Here is a 14,577-nt window from a genome sequence, read left to right on the forward strand (position 1 = left end):
ACCCCCACACCGAGGGCGCACGCCCGGCGCATGTCCGGGAGGACCGGGCTACTGGCCCCGCGAAGGCCCCAGCGTACGCCCGGCGGGGCCGCTTGTGACCGTCATTCGGCCAAGAGGGCCGACCGCTCCGAGAGCCGGGCCAGAACGTCCAACGCCTCACCTGCGCGGTCGTGTTCGACGAAGAGGTGGTCGTGATGGAATCCGGCCACGACGTTGCAGCTCAGGCCCGCCGCGGCGAGCTCGCCCGCGACGGCGGCCGTGAGTCCGACGGCGTCGAGCGCGGAGTGCACCCGGAGCGTGATCCAGCCGGCCGCGTAGTCGTACGCGAGGCCTGCGGAGTCGGCCTCCTCCTGGCGTACGACGAGGGTGAGGCCCTCGGGTTCGGTGACGGTGACGACGGGGGCGACCCCGGCGGGTGCGGGGCCGTCCACCGTGGTGAAGACGTAGCGGCCGGGGTCGAGTTCCGGGCGCATGCCGGCGAGGAGCCGGGTGAGGTCGCGTTCCGCGTTCATGGAGGTCAGGGTAGGCGCCCCGCCGCGGCTCAGCCGGTGGGCGGGGTGTCCCCCACGACCCACATGGCGAAGAACTGGGCGCCGCCGCCGTAGGCGTGGCCGAGGGCCCGGCGGGCGCCTTCGACCTGGTGCGCGCCGGCGTCCCCCCGTACCTGGAGGGCGGCCTCGGCGAAGCGGATCATCCCGGAGGCTCCGATGGGGTTGGTGGAGAGGACCCCGCCCGAGGGGTTCACGGGCAGGTCGCCGTCGAGCTCGGTCACCCCGGACTCGGTGAGCTTCCAGCCCTCGCCCTCCTCGGCGAAGCCCAGGTTCTCCAGCCACATGGGTTCGTACCAGGAGAACGGCACGTACATCTCGACGGCGTCGATCTCCCGCCGGGGGTCGGTGACGCCGGCCTGCCGGAAGACGTCGGCGGCGCAGTCCCGGCCGGCCCGCGGGGAGACGAAGTCCTTGCCCGCGAAGAGGGTGGGTTCGCTGCGCATCGCCCCGCCGTGCACCCAGGCGGCCGGACGGGGTGCGCGGTCGGCTCCGGCGCGGTCGGTGAGGACCATGGCGCAGGCGCCGTCCGAGGAGGGGCAGGTCTCGGAGTAGCGGATCGGGTCCCAGAGCATCGGGGAGGCCTGGACCTTCTCCAGGGTGAGGTCGTGCTCGTGGAGGTGGGCGTACGGGTTCTTGAGCGCGTTGCGCCGGTCCTTGTACGCGACGAGGGAGCCGATCGTGTCGGGGGCGCCGGTGCGGCGCATGTACGCGCGCACGTGCGGGGCGAAGAAGCCGCCGGCGCCGGCGAGCAGCGGCTGCTGGAAGGGGACGGGCAGGGAGAGGCCCCACATGGCGTTGGACTCGGACTGCTTCTCGAAGGCGAGGGTGAGGACGGTGCGGTGCACGCGCGCGGAGACCAGGTTGGCGGCGACGAGGGCGGTGGAGCCGCCGACCGATCCGGCCGTGTGGACGCGGATCATGGGCTTGCCGACCGCGCCGAGGGCGTCGGCGAGGTAGAGCTCCGGCATCATGACGCCCTCGAAGAAGTCGGGGGCCTTGCCGATGACGACGGCGTCGATGTCCGCCCAGGTCAGCTCGGCGTCCTCCAGGGCGCGGAGGGCGGCCTCGCGGACGAGTCCGGCGATCGAGACGTCCCTGCGGGCGGCGACGTGCTTGGTCTGGCCGATGCCGACGACGGCGACGGGCTCTTTACCGGGCATGGGTCTCCCCTTCCAGGACGGCGACGAGGTTCTGCTGGAGGCAGGGTCCTGAGGTCGCGTGGGCGAGGGCGCGGTCGGACTCGCCGCGGTGGATGCGGGCGGCGGCCTCGCCGAGCCGGATCAGTCCGGCGGCCATGACGGGGTTGGCGGCGAGGGCGCCCCCGGAGGGGTTGACCGTCACGCTGTCGTCGAGCCCGAGGGCTTTCCTCAGGACGACCTCCTGGGAGGTGAAGGGCGCGTGGAGTTCGGCGGTGTCGACGGGCCGTTCGAAGGCTCCGGCGCGTTCGGCGGCGAGGCGGGTGGAGGGCGAGTCGGTGAGGTCGCGGACGCCGAGGGAGTGGGCCTCGATCCGGTGGTCCATGCCCCGGATCCAGGCGGGGCGCTCGCACAGCTCGCGGGCCCGGTCGCCGGCGGCGAGGATCACGGCGGCGACGCCGTCGCCGACGGGCGGGCAGTCGCCGGTGCGGAGGGGCTGGACGGCGTATCCGCCCTGGGGGCGGGCTCCCGGCAGCTGGGCGTGGGGGTTGGTGCGGGCGTCCTCGCGGCTGCGGGCGGCGATCGCGGCGAGGGCGGGTTCGTCGGTCTCCCCGGCGTCGATGAGGGCCTGGGCCTGGAGGGCGGCGAGGGCGACGGAGTCGGGCCACAGCGGGGCGAGGTAGTACGGGTCGAGCTGGCGGGTGAGGACGTCGCGGACGGAGCCGGGCGAGGACTTGCCGTAGGAGTAGACGAGGGCCGTGTCGGCCTCTCCGGTGAGCAGCTTCACCCAGGCCTCGTAGAGGGCCCAGGCGCCGTCGGCCTCGACGTGGGACTCGGAGATCGGCGGCCAGGCGCCTACGCCGTCGAGGGCCATGGTGAAGGAGAAGGCGCGCCCGGCGAGGTAGTCGGAGGAGCCGGAGCAGGTGAAGCCGATGTCGGCGGCCTTCAGGCCGGTCTGCCGCTGCACCTCGTGCAGCACGGGCATCACCATCTCGACCTCGGAGAGGTCGTCGGTGTGCCGCCGGTGGTCGCTCTGGGCGAAGGCGACGATCGCCACGTCCCGGCTCATAGCAGCTCCTTGTACGTGTCGTAGTCGGCGTCGGGCTCGCCGGTGGGCCGGTAGTGGTCGGGGTAGCGGCCGTCCTCGCTCCACACGGGTTCGACGCGCAGGCCCATGCGGACCTCGTCGTAGGGGATGCCGGCGATCCGGCCGTGGAGGGCGAGCCCGGCGCCGTCGAGGGCGATGTGGGCGTAGACGTACGGGACTTCGATGTCGAGGTTCTTCGCCTTGATGTTGACGATGCAGAAGGTGGTGACGGTGCCGCGGGGGCCGACCTCGACCTGGTCGGTGGTGGCGACGCCGCAGGTGGGGCATGCGCCGCGGGGCGGCACGTACACCTTGGCGCAGGAGGGGCAGCGTTCGCCGACGGTGCGGCGCTCGGCGAGCCCGTGCAGATAGCGGGTCTGGGCGCGGCCGGGGCTGTACGTGTAGTCGAGGCGGGCGGGGGCGACGATGCCGGTCACGGGCTCCTCGAACCGGCCGTCGTGCGGGGTGGTGTCGTCCTGCGGGCTGCTCTCGTACGGCTCGAAGCAGGCGATGTCCGTGATGGCGCCGGCGCGTTCGGCGGCCCAGCGGATCCGCACCCGCAGGCCGGTGCGAACGGCCTCGGGGCCGGGGACGTCGAGGGCGTGGAGCAGGGCGGTGTCGGCGCCGTCGAGGCGGACGAGGACCCAGGCGAAGGGGGTCGCGAGGGGCTGGCCGGGGCGGGGCTCGGGGTTCCAGGCCCAGGTGGTGACGGTGCCGGTCGCGGCGACCTCGACGAGCTCGCGGAGCTCGGCGGCGGTCACGGGGTCGTACTCGACGGGCGGGACGAGCACGCCACCCGCCTCGGTGCGCACACCGAGGACGGTGCGCTCGCGGAGTCCGGTGAGGAACGCGGACTGGACGGGGCCGAGGGAACGGGTGAAGGGGAACTCGACGACGAGGGGCGCCTGGAGGGCTCCGGGCGGGGGTGCGGCTGCTGTCATGGGACGGCTCCTCTGGTGGGGGTGGGCGGGCGGACGGGTGTGGGGTGCGGGTGGGGCCGCTGCGCGGGGCCTTCTCCCCACCCCGCCCCTTCCCGAACTGGGGGCAGGCCCCCAGCCCCCCGCACGGCCTGCGGCCTCGCCCTCAAACGCCGGGCGCGCTGAACTCCCGCCCGCTGGGCGGGGACTTCAGCCCCGCCGGGATCCCCACGCCGCCAGGCGTAGGGGAGCTTGAGGCGGGGGTCCGGGGCGGAGCCCCCCACGACCGAGGTCTGGGCGAAGCCCCAAGACCGGGGGTCCGGGGCGGAGCCCGGTTCACGGGTGGGTCCGGGGGCGGAGCCCCCCGTTTCGGGGAGGGGTGGGGTGGGGGAAGGGTCACTCCCTCCGGTACACCGGCGGTCGCTTCTCCGCGAACGCCCGCGCCCCCTCCTTCGCGTCCGCCGTGTCGAAGATCGGCCATCCCCTCTTCAGCTCGGCCGCCAGCCCCTCCGTCTCGCTCAGCTCGGCCGTCTCGTACACCGAGGCCTTGACCGCCTCGACGGCGAGCGGCCCGCAGGCGTTGACGCGTTCGGCGATGTCGAGGGCGGCGTCGAGGGCGGTGCCGTCGGGGACGACGCGGCCGACGAGGCCGATCGCGGCGGCCTCCTCGGCGCTGTACGGGCGGCCCGTGAGGAGCATTTCGAGGGCGTGGGTGCGGGCGATCTGCCGGGGCAGGCGGACGGTGGAGCCGCCGATGGGGAAGAGGCCCCGCCGGACCTCGAAGAGGCCGAAGGTCGCGGAGGCGGCGGCGACCCGGATGTCGGTGCCCTGGAGGATCTCGGTGCCGCCGGCGACGCAGTACCCCTCGACGGCCGCGATGACGGGCTTGCGGGGCCGGTGGTGGCGGAGCATCGCCTTCCAGTGCAGGTCGGGGTCGGCCTTCATCCGGTCCCGGTACTGCTCGCCCTCCATTCCCTTCCCGGCCAGCGCCTTGAGGTCCATGCCGGCGCAGAAGGAACCGCCCGCGCCGGTGAGGACGACCGAGCGGACGGTGTCGTCGGCGTCGGCTTCGAGCCACCCGTCGTACAGGCCGACGAGCATCGGCAAGGACAGGGCGTTCTTGGCCTCGGGCCGGTTCAAGGTGAGGACGAGCGTGGCGCCTTCGCGCCGGACGCTGAGGTGTTCGGTGCCGCCCATGGGGGTCTCCCGTCTCCAGTTCTGGAACAGGTTGCAGGAGCCGCGGGCCCAGTTCAATAGTTTTCTGACACTCAGTCAGATTCTTCTGCGCACCCCCTTCCCCCGGCGAGCGGTCGGCGCTCTAATGACCGCCACGTCCGTGTGAACCAGCGAACCGGGGTCAGGAGGAACGGTGGAGTACAACCTTGCCGACCTGTTCGAATCGGTCGTCGACGTGGTCCCCGACCGCGAGGCGCTGGTGTACGTCGACCATCCGGGCACCGGCGAGGAGCGGCGGCTCACCTACGCCGAGCTGGACGCCGCCGCCAACCGGATCGCGCACCACCTGACCGACGCGGGCATCCGGCCCGGCGAACACCTCGGCCTCCACCTGTACAACGGCGTCGAGTACCTCCAGACCGTCCTCGCCTGCCTCAAGGCGCGGATCGTGCCGGTCAACGTGAACTACCGGTACGTGGAGGAGGAGCTCGTCTACCTCTACCGGGACGCCGACCTGGCCGCGCTCGTCTTCGACGCCGAGTTCACCGACCGGGTCGCGGCGGCGCTGCCGCAGACGGAGAAGCTGCGGCACCTCGTGAGGGTGGGTCCCACCCGTCGCCCGACCGCCGCCCCTCAAGGAGCTGCTACGCAGCACAGCGACCCGTCCGAGGACGCCCCGGCGCTCGACTGCGTGCCGTTCGCCGACGCGGAGGCCTCCGGTTCTCCGGATCGCGGTTTCGGCCCCCGCTCCCCCGACGACCTCTTCATCATCTACACCGGCGGCACCACGGGCATGCCCAAGGGTGTCCTGTGGCGCCAGGAGGACCTGTTCTTCGCGGGGCTGTTCGGGGGCGACCCCGCGGGCGAGCCCGTGAAGCGCCCCGAGGAGCTGGCGGAGCGGGTCGCGGCCGGCGGCGCCGGCATCACCTTCTTCCCCGCGCCGCCCCTCATGCACGGCACCTCCACGCTGACCGCGTTCATCGCCCTCAACTACGGGCAGCGGGTCGTCCTGCACCGCAAGTACGTGCCCGAGGAGGTGCTGCGCACCCTGGAGAAGGAGAAGGTGTCCAGCATCTCCCTGGTCGGGGACGCGATGCTGCGCCCGCTCGTGGACGCACTGCGCGGACCGCTGCGGGGCACGGACCTCTCCGCCCTCTTCAGCCTCTCGTCCTCCGGGGCGATCATGTCCGAGACGGTGCGGGCGCAGCTCCAGGAGCTCATGCCGAACGTCACGCTGCTCAACAACTTCGGCTCCACCGAGTCGGGTTCCAACGGCCGGGCCACCGACGACTCCGGCCCGGCCAAGGGCTTCCGGCTGCACGTCAACGAGCGCACCCAGGTCGTCGACCCGGCGACCCGCGTCCCCGTCGCACCGGGCGAGACCGGCCGGCTCGCGCAGCGCGGGCACGTCCCGCTCGGCTACTACAACGACCCGGCGAAGACCGCCGAGACCTTCTTCGAGCGGGACGGGGTGCGGTGGGTCCTGCTCGGCGACATGGCGACGGTGGACGAGAGCGGGGTGGTCACCGTCCTGGGCCGCGGCTCCCAGTGCATCAACACGGGCGGCGAGAAGGTGTACCCGGAGGAGGTCGAGCAGGCGCTCAAGTCACATCCCGACGTGTACGACGCCCTGGTCGCCGGCGTCCCGGACGCCCGCTGGGGCAATCACGTCGCCGCGGTCGTCCAACTCCGCCCGGAGGCCCGCCCGCTGGACCTGGAGACCCTCCAGACCCACTGCCGGCAGCAGCTGGCGGGCTACAAGGTCCCCCGTCAGCTGGTCCTCACCGACCGCATCCAGCGCTCCCCCAGCGGCAAGGCGGACTACCGCTGGGCCCGCGCGGTGGCGGTGGAGGCGGACGCGGAAGAAGGCGCCTAGAGTCCGAACCCCCTGATCGTGGCCAGGAATTCGGCCGGCCGGGCGTCGTGGACGAGGTGGCCCGTCTCGATCGTGACCAGGCGGGCGTCCGGGATGCGGTCGGCGAGCTCGGCCAGCTGGGTCTGGGGGACGTGGCTGGTCGGGCCGCCGGCCACGACGAGGGTGGGGGCCGTGATCGCGGTGAGCCCCTCGCGCCAGGCCGGGTCGGGGGCGTTCAGCTCGGCGTCGGTGGACGTGACGACGGCCCAGTCGAAGGGCAGGGGGCCCTCGGGGCGCTCGGCCACCGGGCGCGGCGGGTCGAGGGGGACGAAGGCCGGGGCCTCCTCCAGGACGAGGCGGCCGATCAGGCCGGGTTCGCGCTGGGCGAGGAGGTACGCGGCGCCGGCGCCCATCGAGTGGGCGACGACGGTGGCGCCGGCGAGGCCGAGGGCCCAGAGGAAGCCGCCGAGGTCGTCGCGGAAGTCCTCGAAGCCGTAGCGGCCGGTCCGGTCGCTCAGTCCGTGGCCGGGCAGGTCGAGGGCGTACACCCGGTGGTCGGCGGCCAGGTCCGCGGTGATCCCGCTCCACGTCGTGCTGTTCTCGCCGCGGCCGTGGACGAGGACGACGGGCCGGGCGTCCTCGGGTCCCGCGACCCGGTAGGCGAGCCGTACGCCGTCCACGGTGACGGTGCGGACGGCCGGGTCGAGGAAGGCGGCGACCGGGAGGACGAAGGCCTCGGCGTCGTCGACCCAGGGGAAGTGTCCGGCGCCCGGCTGGACGACGAGCTCCGCGTGCGGGAAGAGCGCCGCGGCCTCGGCCGCCTTGGCGGGCGTCGGGCCCGCGTCGTACTCGCCCGCCACGATCAGGACGGGCGCGGTGAGCGCGCCGAGCGCGCGGCGGGTCGCCTCGGGGTCGTAGGCGCCCTCGCCGTGGTAGGCGGGTGCGGCCTCCCAGTTCGTCTCCCGGTCGGTGGCCGCCGCGTGCTCCCGGGCGGCCGCGTCCCAGCGGCCGTACGCGAAGGGGGCGGTGATCTCGTACTCGCGCCGGAGCGGGGTGTCGGGGCCGATGCTGTCGAGGGCGGCCCTGGCCTCCGGGTACCAGTCCCGGTCGGCGAAGACCTCTACGGCCTTGTCCCACTCCTCGTCGGTGGTCCCGACGCCGAGGGCGCGTCCGAGGGAGGTGACGAGGACGAGGGAGCGGATCCGCTCGGGGTGGGCTGCGGCGTACAGGACGGCGAGGTTGCCGGCGGCGGAGTGGCCGAGGAGGTCGATCCGTTCCAGGCCGAGATGGGCGCGGAGGGCCTCGACGTCGCCGACCTGCCGGTCGCAGCGGTACGTGCCGGGGTCGGCGGGGGCGGCGCTCGCGCCGGTGCCGCGGGCGTCGAGCAGGACGAGGGTGCGGTGGGCGGCGAGTCCGCCGAGGTCACCGAGGTAGCGGGCGTCGCGCAGCGGCCCGCCCGCCAGGCAGACGAGCGGCTCCCCCTCCCCCTGGACGCGGTAGGCGAGCTGGGTCCCGTCATGGGTCGTGAACGTCGGCATGCCGCCGATCCTCACCGGCCCGGGTGGATCTTCGCAATCGGTTTCGCCGTGAGCGCCGTGCCGGGAGCGGCGGACCGGCGGCGCGATACGGTGGAGGACCGTCCCCGAACCGCGAAGGAACCGTTCCACCGTGCCCGACACCCGGGAATCCACCCTGCGCGGCGACTGCGCGAACTGCTTCGGCCTGTGCTGTGTGGCGCTGCCCTTCGCCAAGTCGGCCGACTTCGCCGTGAACAAGTCGTCGGGCGAGCCCTGCCGGAACCTCCAGGAGGACTTCCGCTGCGGGATCCACACGCGGCTGCGGCCGAGCGGTTTCCAGGGCTGCACGGTGTACGACTGCTTCGGCGCCGGCCAGCAGGTCTCCCAGGTGACCTTCGGCGGCGTGTCCTGGCGCGAGGCTCCGGAGACGGCCCGGCAGATGTACGAGGTCTTCCCGGTGGTGCGCCAGCTGCACGAGCTGCTGCGCTACCTCACGGAGGCCCTCGCCCTGCCGACGGCCCGCCCCGTCCACGCCGAGCTGCGGGCCGCGCTGGCCCGGGTCGAGGAGCTCACCGGCGGCACGCCGGACGCCCTGGAGAAGCTGGACGTGGGCCCGGTGCGCGCCGAGGTCAACCCGCTGCTCCTGCGGACGAGCGAGCTGGTCCGCGCCACGGCCGGCGGGCGGCCGAAGAGCCGGCGCGGGGCGGACCTGATCGGCAAGCGGCTGCGCGGGGCGAAGCTGCGGGGCACGGACCTGCGCGGGGCGCTGCTCATCGCCGCCGACCTGACGGGGGCGGACCTGTCGCTCGCGGACCTGATCGGTGCCGACCTGCGGGACGCCGATCTGTCGGACGCGGATCTGACGGGCGCGCTGTTCCTGACGCAGCCCCAGCTGAACTCGGCGCGCGGAAACGCCGCGACCCGCCTCCCCGAGGGCTTCGACCGCCCCGCGCACTGGACCGCCTGACGGTCCCTCACTCGGGCACGGTCACGACGATCTTGCCCACCTGCCGGCCGGCCTCCATGGCCCGGTGCGCGGCGACGATCTCGTCGAGCGTGAAGGTGCGGTCGACGGCGGGTTCGAAGAAGCCGGTGCGCAGTCCGGACTCGACGAAGGCGCGGGCCCGGCGCAGCCGCTCCGGGTCCCTGGTCGTCTCCGGCATCGTGTAGGTCCTCAGGGAGACGGCGGGCATCCCGAGGTCGAAGCCGGGGTACGGGGTCGGCAGCCCGCTCACGGCTCCGTAGAGCAGCACGGTGCCGCCGGGGGCGACGGACCCGACGAGGTCGGTGAGGCCGGGGCCCGCGACGCCGTCGAAGGCCAGGTCGGCGCCGCGCCCGCCGGTGAGGTCCCGTACCCGCTCGGCGACGTCCTCCTCGTCGGTGACGATCACCTCGGCCGCCCCCGCCTTGAGCAGGGCGTCCTTCTTGGCCCGGGTGCGGGTGGTGGCGAGGGGTGTGGCGCCGATCCGGTGCGCGGTCCTGATCGCGGCGAGCCCGACGCTGCTGGAGGCGCCGGTCAGGACGACGGTGTCGCCCGCGCGCATCCCGCCGACCTCGACGAGTCCGCCGTAGGCCGTGACGTACGGCATCCACACGGCGGCGCCCTCGACGGGGCCGAGCCCCTCGGGGCGGGGCACGAGGGAGGAGGCCGGGACGATCGCGCGCTCGGCGTAGACCCCGTGGTCGTTCATCGAGAACGAGGGCACGACGCTCACCGCCTGCCCGGCGGCGAACCCGTCGACCCCCTCCCCGAGGGCCTCGACGACACCCGAGGCCTCCAGGCCGAGGCGGGCGGGGAAGCTCCGGGCCGGCTCGATGTAGTGGCCGCCGCGGAAGAGCGCCTCGGCGCGGTTGACGCCGATGGCCTCGATCCGGAGGAGGACTTCGCCGGGGCCGGGCTCGCCGACCTCCACGTCCTCCAGGCGGAGCACCTCCGGGCCGCCGTACTCGTGGAACCGCACCGTCCTGGCCTTGCTCATCGGGCTTCCCCTCCCCGTTCGGTGACGGCGGCGGGCGGGCCGCTCCGCCGCCGTGCCCCAGCCAAGCGCAAGGTTCGACCACTGTCAAACTTCGATGGTCATGAAACTTCGACGCCTGTCGTACGATGCTCCCGGAGGCGACACGACGATGACAGCAGCGACAGGCACCGGCCGACGGGACCGCGTCCCGCCCCACCCCGACATGCGCGACATCGGCCTGCAGCAGGTCCTGGAGGCCCTGGTCGACCCGGTCAGGCGGCGGATCGTCGCCGAGCTGTACGCGGCCCGCGAGGACCTGTCCTGCGGGACCATCGACCTGCCGGTCAGCAAGTCCACGGCCACCCACCACTTCCACGTCCTGCGCGAGGCCGGCCTCATCCGCCAGCACTACGCGGGGACCTCCCGCATGAACGCGCTGCGCCGCGAGGAGTTCGAGGAGCGCTTCCCGGGACTCCTGCGCGCGGTGGTGACCGGCCACGACGAGGGGTAGGCGGCCTCAGACCTCGTACACGTAGGGCGTCGTGGTCGTCAGCGTCAGGAAGCCGAGGCGCCGGAGGATCGGGCGGCTGGTGTCCGCCGCGTCGACCTGGACGTAGCGGTGGCCGCGTTCGGCGGCGATGCGGGCGCGGTGGGAGACCAGGGCGCGGTAGAGGCCGCGGCCGCGCCAGCCCTCGACGGTGCCGCCGCCCCAGAGGCCCGCGAAGTCCGTGCCGGGGTACAGCTCCATGCGGGCGGCGCTGACGGGTTCCCCCGCGGCGAGGGCGACGACGGCGGTGACCGTGCCGGGGTCGGCCGCGAGCCGGTCGAGCAGCTGCCGGCCGAGGCGGGAGCTGTCGGTGCCGAAGGCCCGCTCGTGGACCTCGACCACCTGGCGGACCCCGGTCTCGTCGGTGACCGCGCGGAGTTCGACGCCCTCCGGGAGCGGGACCCCGCGGGGCAGGGCGGCGGCCTCGGCGACCATCACGGTCTCGGAGTCGTCGGGGGCGAGGCCCGCCGCGAGGAGCCGGTCGCCGAGGTCGGCGGGGGTGTCGTGCGCGTACAGCTTCCACTCGAAGGACAGGCCGGCGGCGCGGTAGTGCGCGATCTGCGCGGCGATCGCGGCGTCCGCACCGGGCCCGTCGTGCGCGTCGAGCCCGGACCAGAGGACGCCGTTCCACGCGTGCGCGGGGCCGGTCTGGCGGACGACGGCGCCGACGCGCTCGACGCGGCAGCCGGGCCCGTCGGGGCGGGCCTCGCGGCGCAGCTGGAGGTCGTGGAGGTCACGTAGGTGCTGGGATTCCATGCGGGCCACTCCAGCACCGGCGTCCGGCGCCGGGCAACGGATTTGCCCGGCGCCCCGCCCGGTCGGCGGGTCAGGCGCGCGGACGGACCTCGACGTTCTCCAGGATGCCGACCGCGTCCGGTACGAGGATGGCGGCGGAGTAGTAGGCGGAGACGAGGTAGGAGATGATCGCCTTCTCGTCGATGCCCATGAAGCGGCAGTTGAGGCTGGGCTCGATCTCGTCGGGCAGGCCGGTCTGGTGGAGGCCGATGACGCCTTCGTTGTTCTCGCCGGTGCGGACGGCGATGATCGAGGAGCTCTGCCGGTCGGTGACCGGGATCTTCCCGCAGGGCAGGATGGGGACCCCTCGCCAGGCCGGCATCGGGCGCCCCTCGACGTCGACCGTGCCGAACACGAGACCGCGCTTGTTGCACTCCTTGCCGAAGGCGGCGATGGCCCGGGGGTGGGCGAAGATGTAGTCGGTGTCGCGGCGCATGCTGAGCAGGTCGTCGAGGTCGTCCGGGGTCGGCGGGCCCGAGTGGGTCTGGATGCGCTGGTCGAAGTCGGCGTTGTGGAGCAGACCGAACTCGGGGTTGTTGACGAGCTCGTGCTCCTGGCGCTCGCGGAGCTCCTGGATCGTCAGACGGAGCTGCTGCTGCGTCTGGTTCATCGGCTGGTTGTAGAGGTCGGCGACGCGGCTGTGGACCTTCAGAACGGTCTGGGCGACGCTGAGTTCGTACTCACGCGGCCTGAGCTCGTAGTCCGCGTACGCGTGGGGCAGCACGGCCTCGCCGACGTGGCCGGCGCTGAGCTCGATGGCCGCCTCGCCGAACGGGTTGGTGGAGCGCTGGTGGCCGTTGACCCCGCCGCCCTGGACGTGGTCGCGGAGGTTCTCGTACCGCTCGGCCACGGCCAGGTAGGCCGTGCGGGGCAGCGCGAGGAGGGTCACGGCGGTGACGGCCTTGGCGGTGAAGTCCCAGGTCCCGTCCCCGGCGAGCACCTGGCCGCCGAAGGTGTCGCCGTCGCCGAGCCGGCCGAGGACGGTCTCGTCGCCGTACTGTCCGGTGCCGAGCTTCTCGATCTTGCCGTGGGCGATGAGGTAGACGTGGTCGGCGTTCCCGCCGGCCTCCACGACGACCTGGCCGGGCTCGTACTCCTGCTGGACGAAGCGGTCGGCGAGCGCGCCGAGCGCGGTGGGATCGTCGAAGCCGCGCAGCAGCGGGAGTTCGGCCAGCTCGGCGGGGATGACCTCGACCCGGGAGCCGCTCTTCACGAAGGTGACGCGGCCGTCGCCGACCACGTACGAGAGGCGCCGGTTGACCCGGTAGACACCGCCGGGGGTGTGCACCCAGGGGAGCGTGCGGAGCAGCCAGCGGGAGCTGATGCCCTGCATCTGGGGCTCGGACTTGGTGGTGGTGGCGAGGTTGCGGGCGGCTGCGGTGCTGAGGCTGAGCTGGACCTGGCGGAGCTCGACGGCGGGCGGGGTGGCCGCCGGTTCGGTGTCGACCGACATGGGTGACTCGCTTTCTGGGGCGTTCGCGGGACTCGTGCGTCACTCTCCGCGTCCAGGTGTAACGCACCGTGGTGTCCCTCTTCCGGGTGCGGCGCGAACGGGTGGGAGCGCCACGTGGCGGCGGCCGCCCCGCGAGCGCCGTGCGCGCTCCGCCGTCCGGGCGGGCGCACGGTCGGGAAAAGTTCGTCCACCCCCTTGCCAAGCCCCGGGTACCTCCGGTTTTACTGACCCGGAACGGATCAACCGAATGATCGGTTGTCCGTTTTACGACGGCGGAGGAGTGGCGCATGACGGAACTGCTGGACAGCGGCGAACGGCTCGGGCGCGAGGAGCTGGCGGCCCTCCAGTTGGAGCGGCTGCGCGCGACCCTGCACCACGCGTACGAGAACGTGGACTTCTACCGGCGGTCCTTCGACGCGGCCGGGCTGACCCCGGACGACTGCCGTACGCTCGCGGACCTGGCCCGCTTCCCGTTCACCGCCAAGTCGGACCTGCGCGACCACTACCCCTTCGGCATGTTCGCCGTCGACCAGTCCCGGATCCGGCGGATCCACGCCTCCAGCGGCACCACCGGCCGGCCGACCGTCGTCGGCTACACCGAGGCCGACCTGGACATGTGGGCCGACGTGGTGGCCCGCTCCCTGCGCGCGGCCGGGGCGCGCCCCGGCCACAAGGTCCACGTGGCGTACGGGTACGGCCTGTTCACCGGCGGGCTCGGCGCCCATTACGGCGCGGAGCGCCTCGGGTGCACGGTGATCCCGGCGTCCGGCGGCATGACGGCCCGCCAGGTGCAGCTCATCCAGGACTTCCGGCCCGAGATCATCATGGTGACCCCCTCGTACATGCTGACGCTGCTCGACGAGTTCGAACGGCAGGGCGTGGACCCGCGGTCGACCTCGCTGAAGGTGGGCGTCTTCGGCGCGGAGCCGTGGACGGAGGAGATGCGCAAGGAGATCGAGGAGCGGTTCGCGATCGACGCGGTCGACATCTACGGCCTGTCGGAGGTCATCGGCCCCGGCGTGGCGCAGGAGTGCGTGGAGACCAAGGACGGCCTGCACATCTGGGAGGACCACTTCTACCCGGAGGTCGTGGACCCGTTCACCGGCGAGGTGCTGCCCGACGGGGAGGAGGGCGAGCTGGTCTTCACCTCGCTCACCAAGGAGGCGATGCCGGTGATCCGCTACCGCACGCGCGACCTCACCCGTCTGCTGCCGGGGACCGCGCGGGTCTTCCGCCGGATGGAGAAGGTCACCGGACGCAGCGACGACATGATCATCCTGCGCGGGGTGAACCTCTTCCCCACCCAGATCGAGGAGATCGTGCTCCGCACCCCGGGCGTGGCCCCCCACTTCCAGCTGCGGCTGACCCGCGAGGGCCGGCTCGACGCCCTGACCGTGCGCGCCGAGGCCCGCCCGGACGCGACGCCGGAGGAGCGCGCGGAGGCGGCGCGGACCATCGCCGCGGCGGTGAAGGACGGGGTCGGGGTCTCGGTGGCCGTGGAGGTCGTCGCCCCGGAGACGCTGGAGCGCTCGGTGGGCAAGATCAAGCGGATCGTGGACCTCCGGGGCGCGTAGCCTGGGGGGAG

At 73.4% G+C, this 14,577-nt stretch carries 13 protein-coding genes; 4 read left to right on the top strand and 9 right to left on the bottom strand.

The annotated features are described in order from the left end of the window. Nucleotides 1-101: 101 nt before the first annotated feature. The 5 genes from GGE06_RS11120 to GGE06_RS11140 all read right to left on the bottom strand — a co-directional run bounded on the left by GGE06_RS11120 (nucleotide 102) and on the right by GGE06_RS11140 (nucleotide 4,888). Nucleotides 102-512 carry an ACT domain-containing protein gene (locus tag GGE06_RS11120; RefSeq protein ID WP_184930714.1) on the bottom strand — a complete coding sequence of 137 codons (411 nt, stop codon included), beginning with the start codon at nucleotides 510-512 and terminating at the stop codon, nucleotides 102-104. Between the two features lie 29 nt (nucleotides 513-541). Continuing rightward, complete coding sequence (locus GGE06_RS11125) at nucleotides 542-1,711, bottom strand: thiolase family protein (RefSeq protein WP_116162951.1); 1,170 nt, start codon at nucleotides 1,709-1,711, stop codon at nucleotides 542-544. Beyond that, nucleotides 1,701-2,756: a thiolase family protein gene (locus GGE06_RS11130; RefSeq protein WP_116162949.1), complete on the bottom strand. Its 1,056-nt coding sequence runs from the start codon at nucleotides 2,754-2,756 to the stop codon at nucleotides 1,701-1,703. The genes GGE06_RS11125 and GGE06_RS11130 overlap by 11 nt, the downstream gene beginning before the upstream one ends. Next, nucleotides 2,753-3,715 (bottom strand): Zn-ribbon domain-containing OB-fold protein, encoded by a 963-nt coding sequence (locus GGE06_RS11135; protein ID WP_116162947.1) that lies wholly within the window; start codon nucleotides 3,713-3,715, stop codon nucleotides 2,753-2,755. Before GGE06_RS11135 ends, GGE06_RS11130 begins: the two co-directional genes overlap by 4 nt. A gap of 372 nt (nucleotides 3,716-4,087) precedes the next feature. Beyond that, complete coding sequence (locus GGE06_RS11140) at nucleotides 4,088-4,888, bottom strand: crotonase/enoyl-CoA hydratase family protein (protein ID WP_184930715.1); 801 nt, start codon at nucleotides 4,886-4,888, stop codon at nucleotides 4,088-4,090. Between the two features lie 172 nt (nucleotides 4,889-5,060). Here GGE06_RS11140 and GGE06_RS11145 point away from each other — a divergent pair, with 172 nt between their 5' ends. Then, nucleotides 5,061-6,743, top strand: coding sequence for an acyl-CoA synthetase (locus GGE06_RS11145; RefSeq protein WP_116162943.1), 1,683 nt, complete (start codon nucleotides 5,061-5,063; stop codon nucleotides 6,741-6,743). Here the strand turns inward: GGE06_RS11145 and GGE06_RS11150 are convergent. Further along, nucleotides 6,740-8,260: an alpha/beta fold hydrolase gene (locus GGE06_RS11150; RefSeq protein WP_184930716.1), complete on the bottom strand. Its 1,521-nt coding sequence runs from the start codon at nucleotides 8,258-8,260 to the stop codon at nucleotides 6,740-6,742. The genes GGE06_RS11145 and GGE06_RS11150 overlap by 4 nt on opposite strands. Before the next feature lie 130 nt (nucleotides 8,261-8,390). Here GGE06_RS11150 and GGE06_RS11155 point away from each other — a divergent pair, with 130 nt between their 5' ends. Then, nucleotides 8,391-9,206: a pentapeptide repeat-containing protein gene (locus GGE06_RS11155; RefSeq protein WP_116162939.1), complete on the top strand. Its 816-nt coding sequence runs from the start codon at nucleotides 8,391-8,393 to the stop codon at nucleotides 9,204-9,206. Between the two features lie 7 nt (nucleotides 9,207-9,213). Here GGE06_RS11155 and GGE06_RS11160 read toward each other — a convergent pair whose 3' ends face one another. Next, the gene (locus GGE06_RS11160) at nucleotides 9,214-10,218 is read right to left on the bottom strand and encodes a zinc-dependent alcohol dehydrogenase family protein (RefSeq protein WP_184930717.1); all 1,005 of its coding nucleotides are present in this window, start codon (nucleotides 10,216-10,218) and stop codon (nucleotides 9,214-9,216) included. A gap of 148 nt (nucleotides 10,219-10,366) precedes the next feature. On the opposite strand from GGE06_RS11160, the gene GGE06_RS11165 reads away from it, so the two are divergent. Continuing rightward, the gene (locus GGE06_RS11165; RefSeq protein WP_116162935.1) at nucleotides 10,367-10,708 is read left to right on the top strand and encodes an ArsR/SmtB family transcription factor; all 342 of its coding nucleotides are present in this window, start codon (nucleotides 10,367-10,369) and stop codon (nucleotides 10,706-10,708) included. Nucleotides 10,709-10,714: 6 nt separating this feature from the next. Here the strand turns inward: GGE06_RS11165 and GGE06_RS11170 are convergent, their stop codons facing one another. Next, nucleotides 10,715-11,500 (bottom strand): GNAT family N-acetyltransferase, encoded by a 786-nt coding sequence (locus GGE06_RS11170; RefSeq protein WP_116162933.1) that lies wholly within the window; start codon nucleotides 11,498-11,500, stop codon nucleotides 10,715-10,717. 70 nt (nucleotides 11,501-11,570) lie between these two features. Then, nucleotides 11,571-12,992: a family 2B encapsulin nanocompartment shell protein gene (locus GGE06_RS11175; RefSeq protein ID WP_116162931.1), complete on the bottom strand. Its 1,422-nt coding sequence runs from the start codon at nucleotides 12,990-12,992 to the stop codon at nucleotides 11,571-11,573. Nucleotides 12,993-13,279: 287 nt separating this feature from the next. On the opposite strand from GGE06_RS11175, the gene paaK reads away from it, so the two are divergent. After that, a complete protein-coding gene (gene paaK / locus GGE06_RS11180; protein ID WP_184930718.1) occupies nucleotides 13,280-14,566 on the top strand; it encodes a phenylacetate--CoA ligase PaaK in 1,287 nt (428 codons plus the stop codon). Nucleotides 14,567-14,577: the final 11 nt, after the last annotated feature.

This window comes from Streptomyces nymphaeiformis, assembly GCF_014203895.1.
In the GTDB taxonomy this organism is placed as follows: Bacteria; Actinomycetota; Actinomycetes; order Streptomycetales; family Streptomycetaceae; genus Streptomyces; species Streptomyces nymphaeiformis.

Coding starts and splice junctions, on each gene's coding strand:
- GGE06_RS11125 (WP_116162951.1), bottom strand. CDS start 1,711: ATGCCCGGTAAAGAGCCCGTCGCCGTCGTCGGCATCGGCCAGACCAAG.
- GGE06_RS11150 (WP_184930716.1), bottom strand. CDS start 8,260: ATGCCGACGTTCACGACCCATGACGGGACCCAGCTCGCCTACCGCGTC.
- GGE06_RS11135 (WP_116162947.1), bottom strand. CDS start 3,715: ATGACAGCAGCCGCACCCCCGCCCGGAGCCCTCCAGGCGCCCCTCGTC.
- GGE06_RS11130 (WP_116162949.1), bottom strand. CDS start 2,756: ATGAGCCGGGACGTGGCGATCGTCGCCTTCGCCCAGAGCGACCACCGG.
- GGE06_RS11170 (WP_116162933.1), bottom strand. CDS start 11,500: ATGGAATCCCAGCACCTACGTGACCTCCACGACCTCCAGCTGCGCCGC.
- GGE06_RS11165 (WP_116162935.1), top strand. CDS start 10,367: ATGACAGCAGCGACAGGCACCGGCCGACGGGACCGCGTCCCGCCCCAC.
- GGE06_RS11175 (WP_116162931.1), bottom strand. CDS start 12,992: ATGTCGGTCGACACCGAACCGGCGGCCACCCCGCCCGCCGTCGAGCTC.
- GGE06_RS11120 (WP_184930714.1), bottom strand. CDS start 512: ATGAACGCGGAACGCGACCTCACCCGGCTCCTCGCCGGCATGCGCCCG.
- GGE06_RS11160 (WP_184930717.1), bottom strand. CDS start 10,218: ATGAGCAAGGCCAGGACGGTGCGGTTCCACGAGTACGGCGGCCCGGAG.
- paaK (WP_184930718.1), top strand. CDS start 13,280: ATGACGGAACTGCTGGACAGCGGCGAACGGCTCGGGCGCGAGGAGCTG.
- GGE06_RS11140 (WP_184930715.1), bottom strand. CDS start 4,888: ATGGGCGGCACCGAACACCTCAGCGTCCGGCGCGAAGGCGCCACGCTC.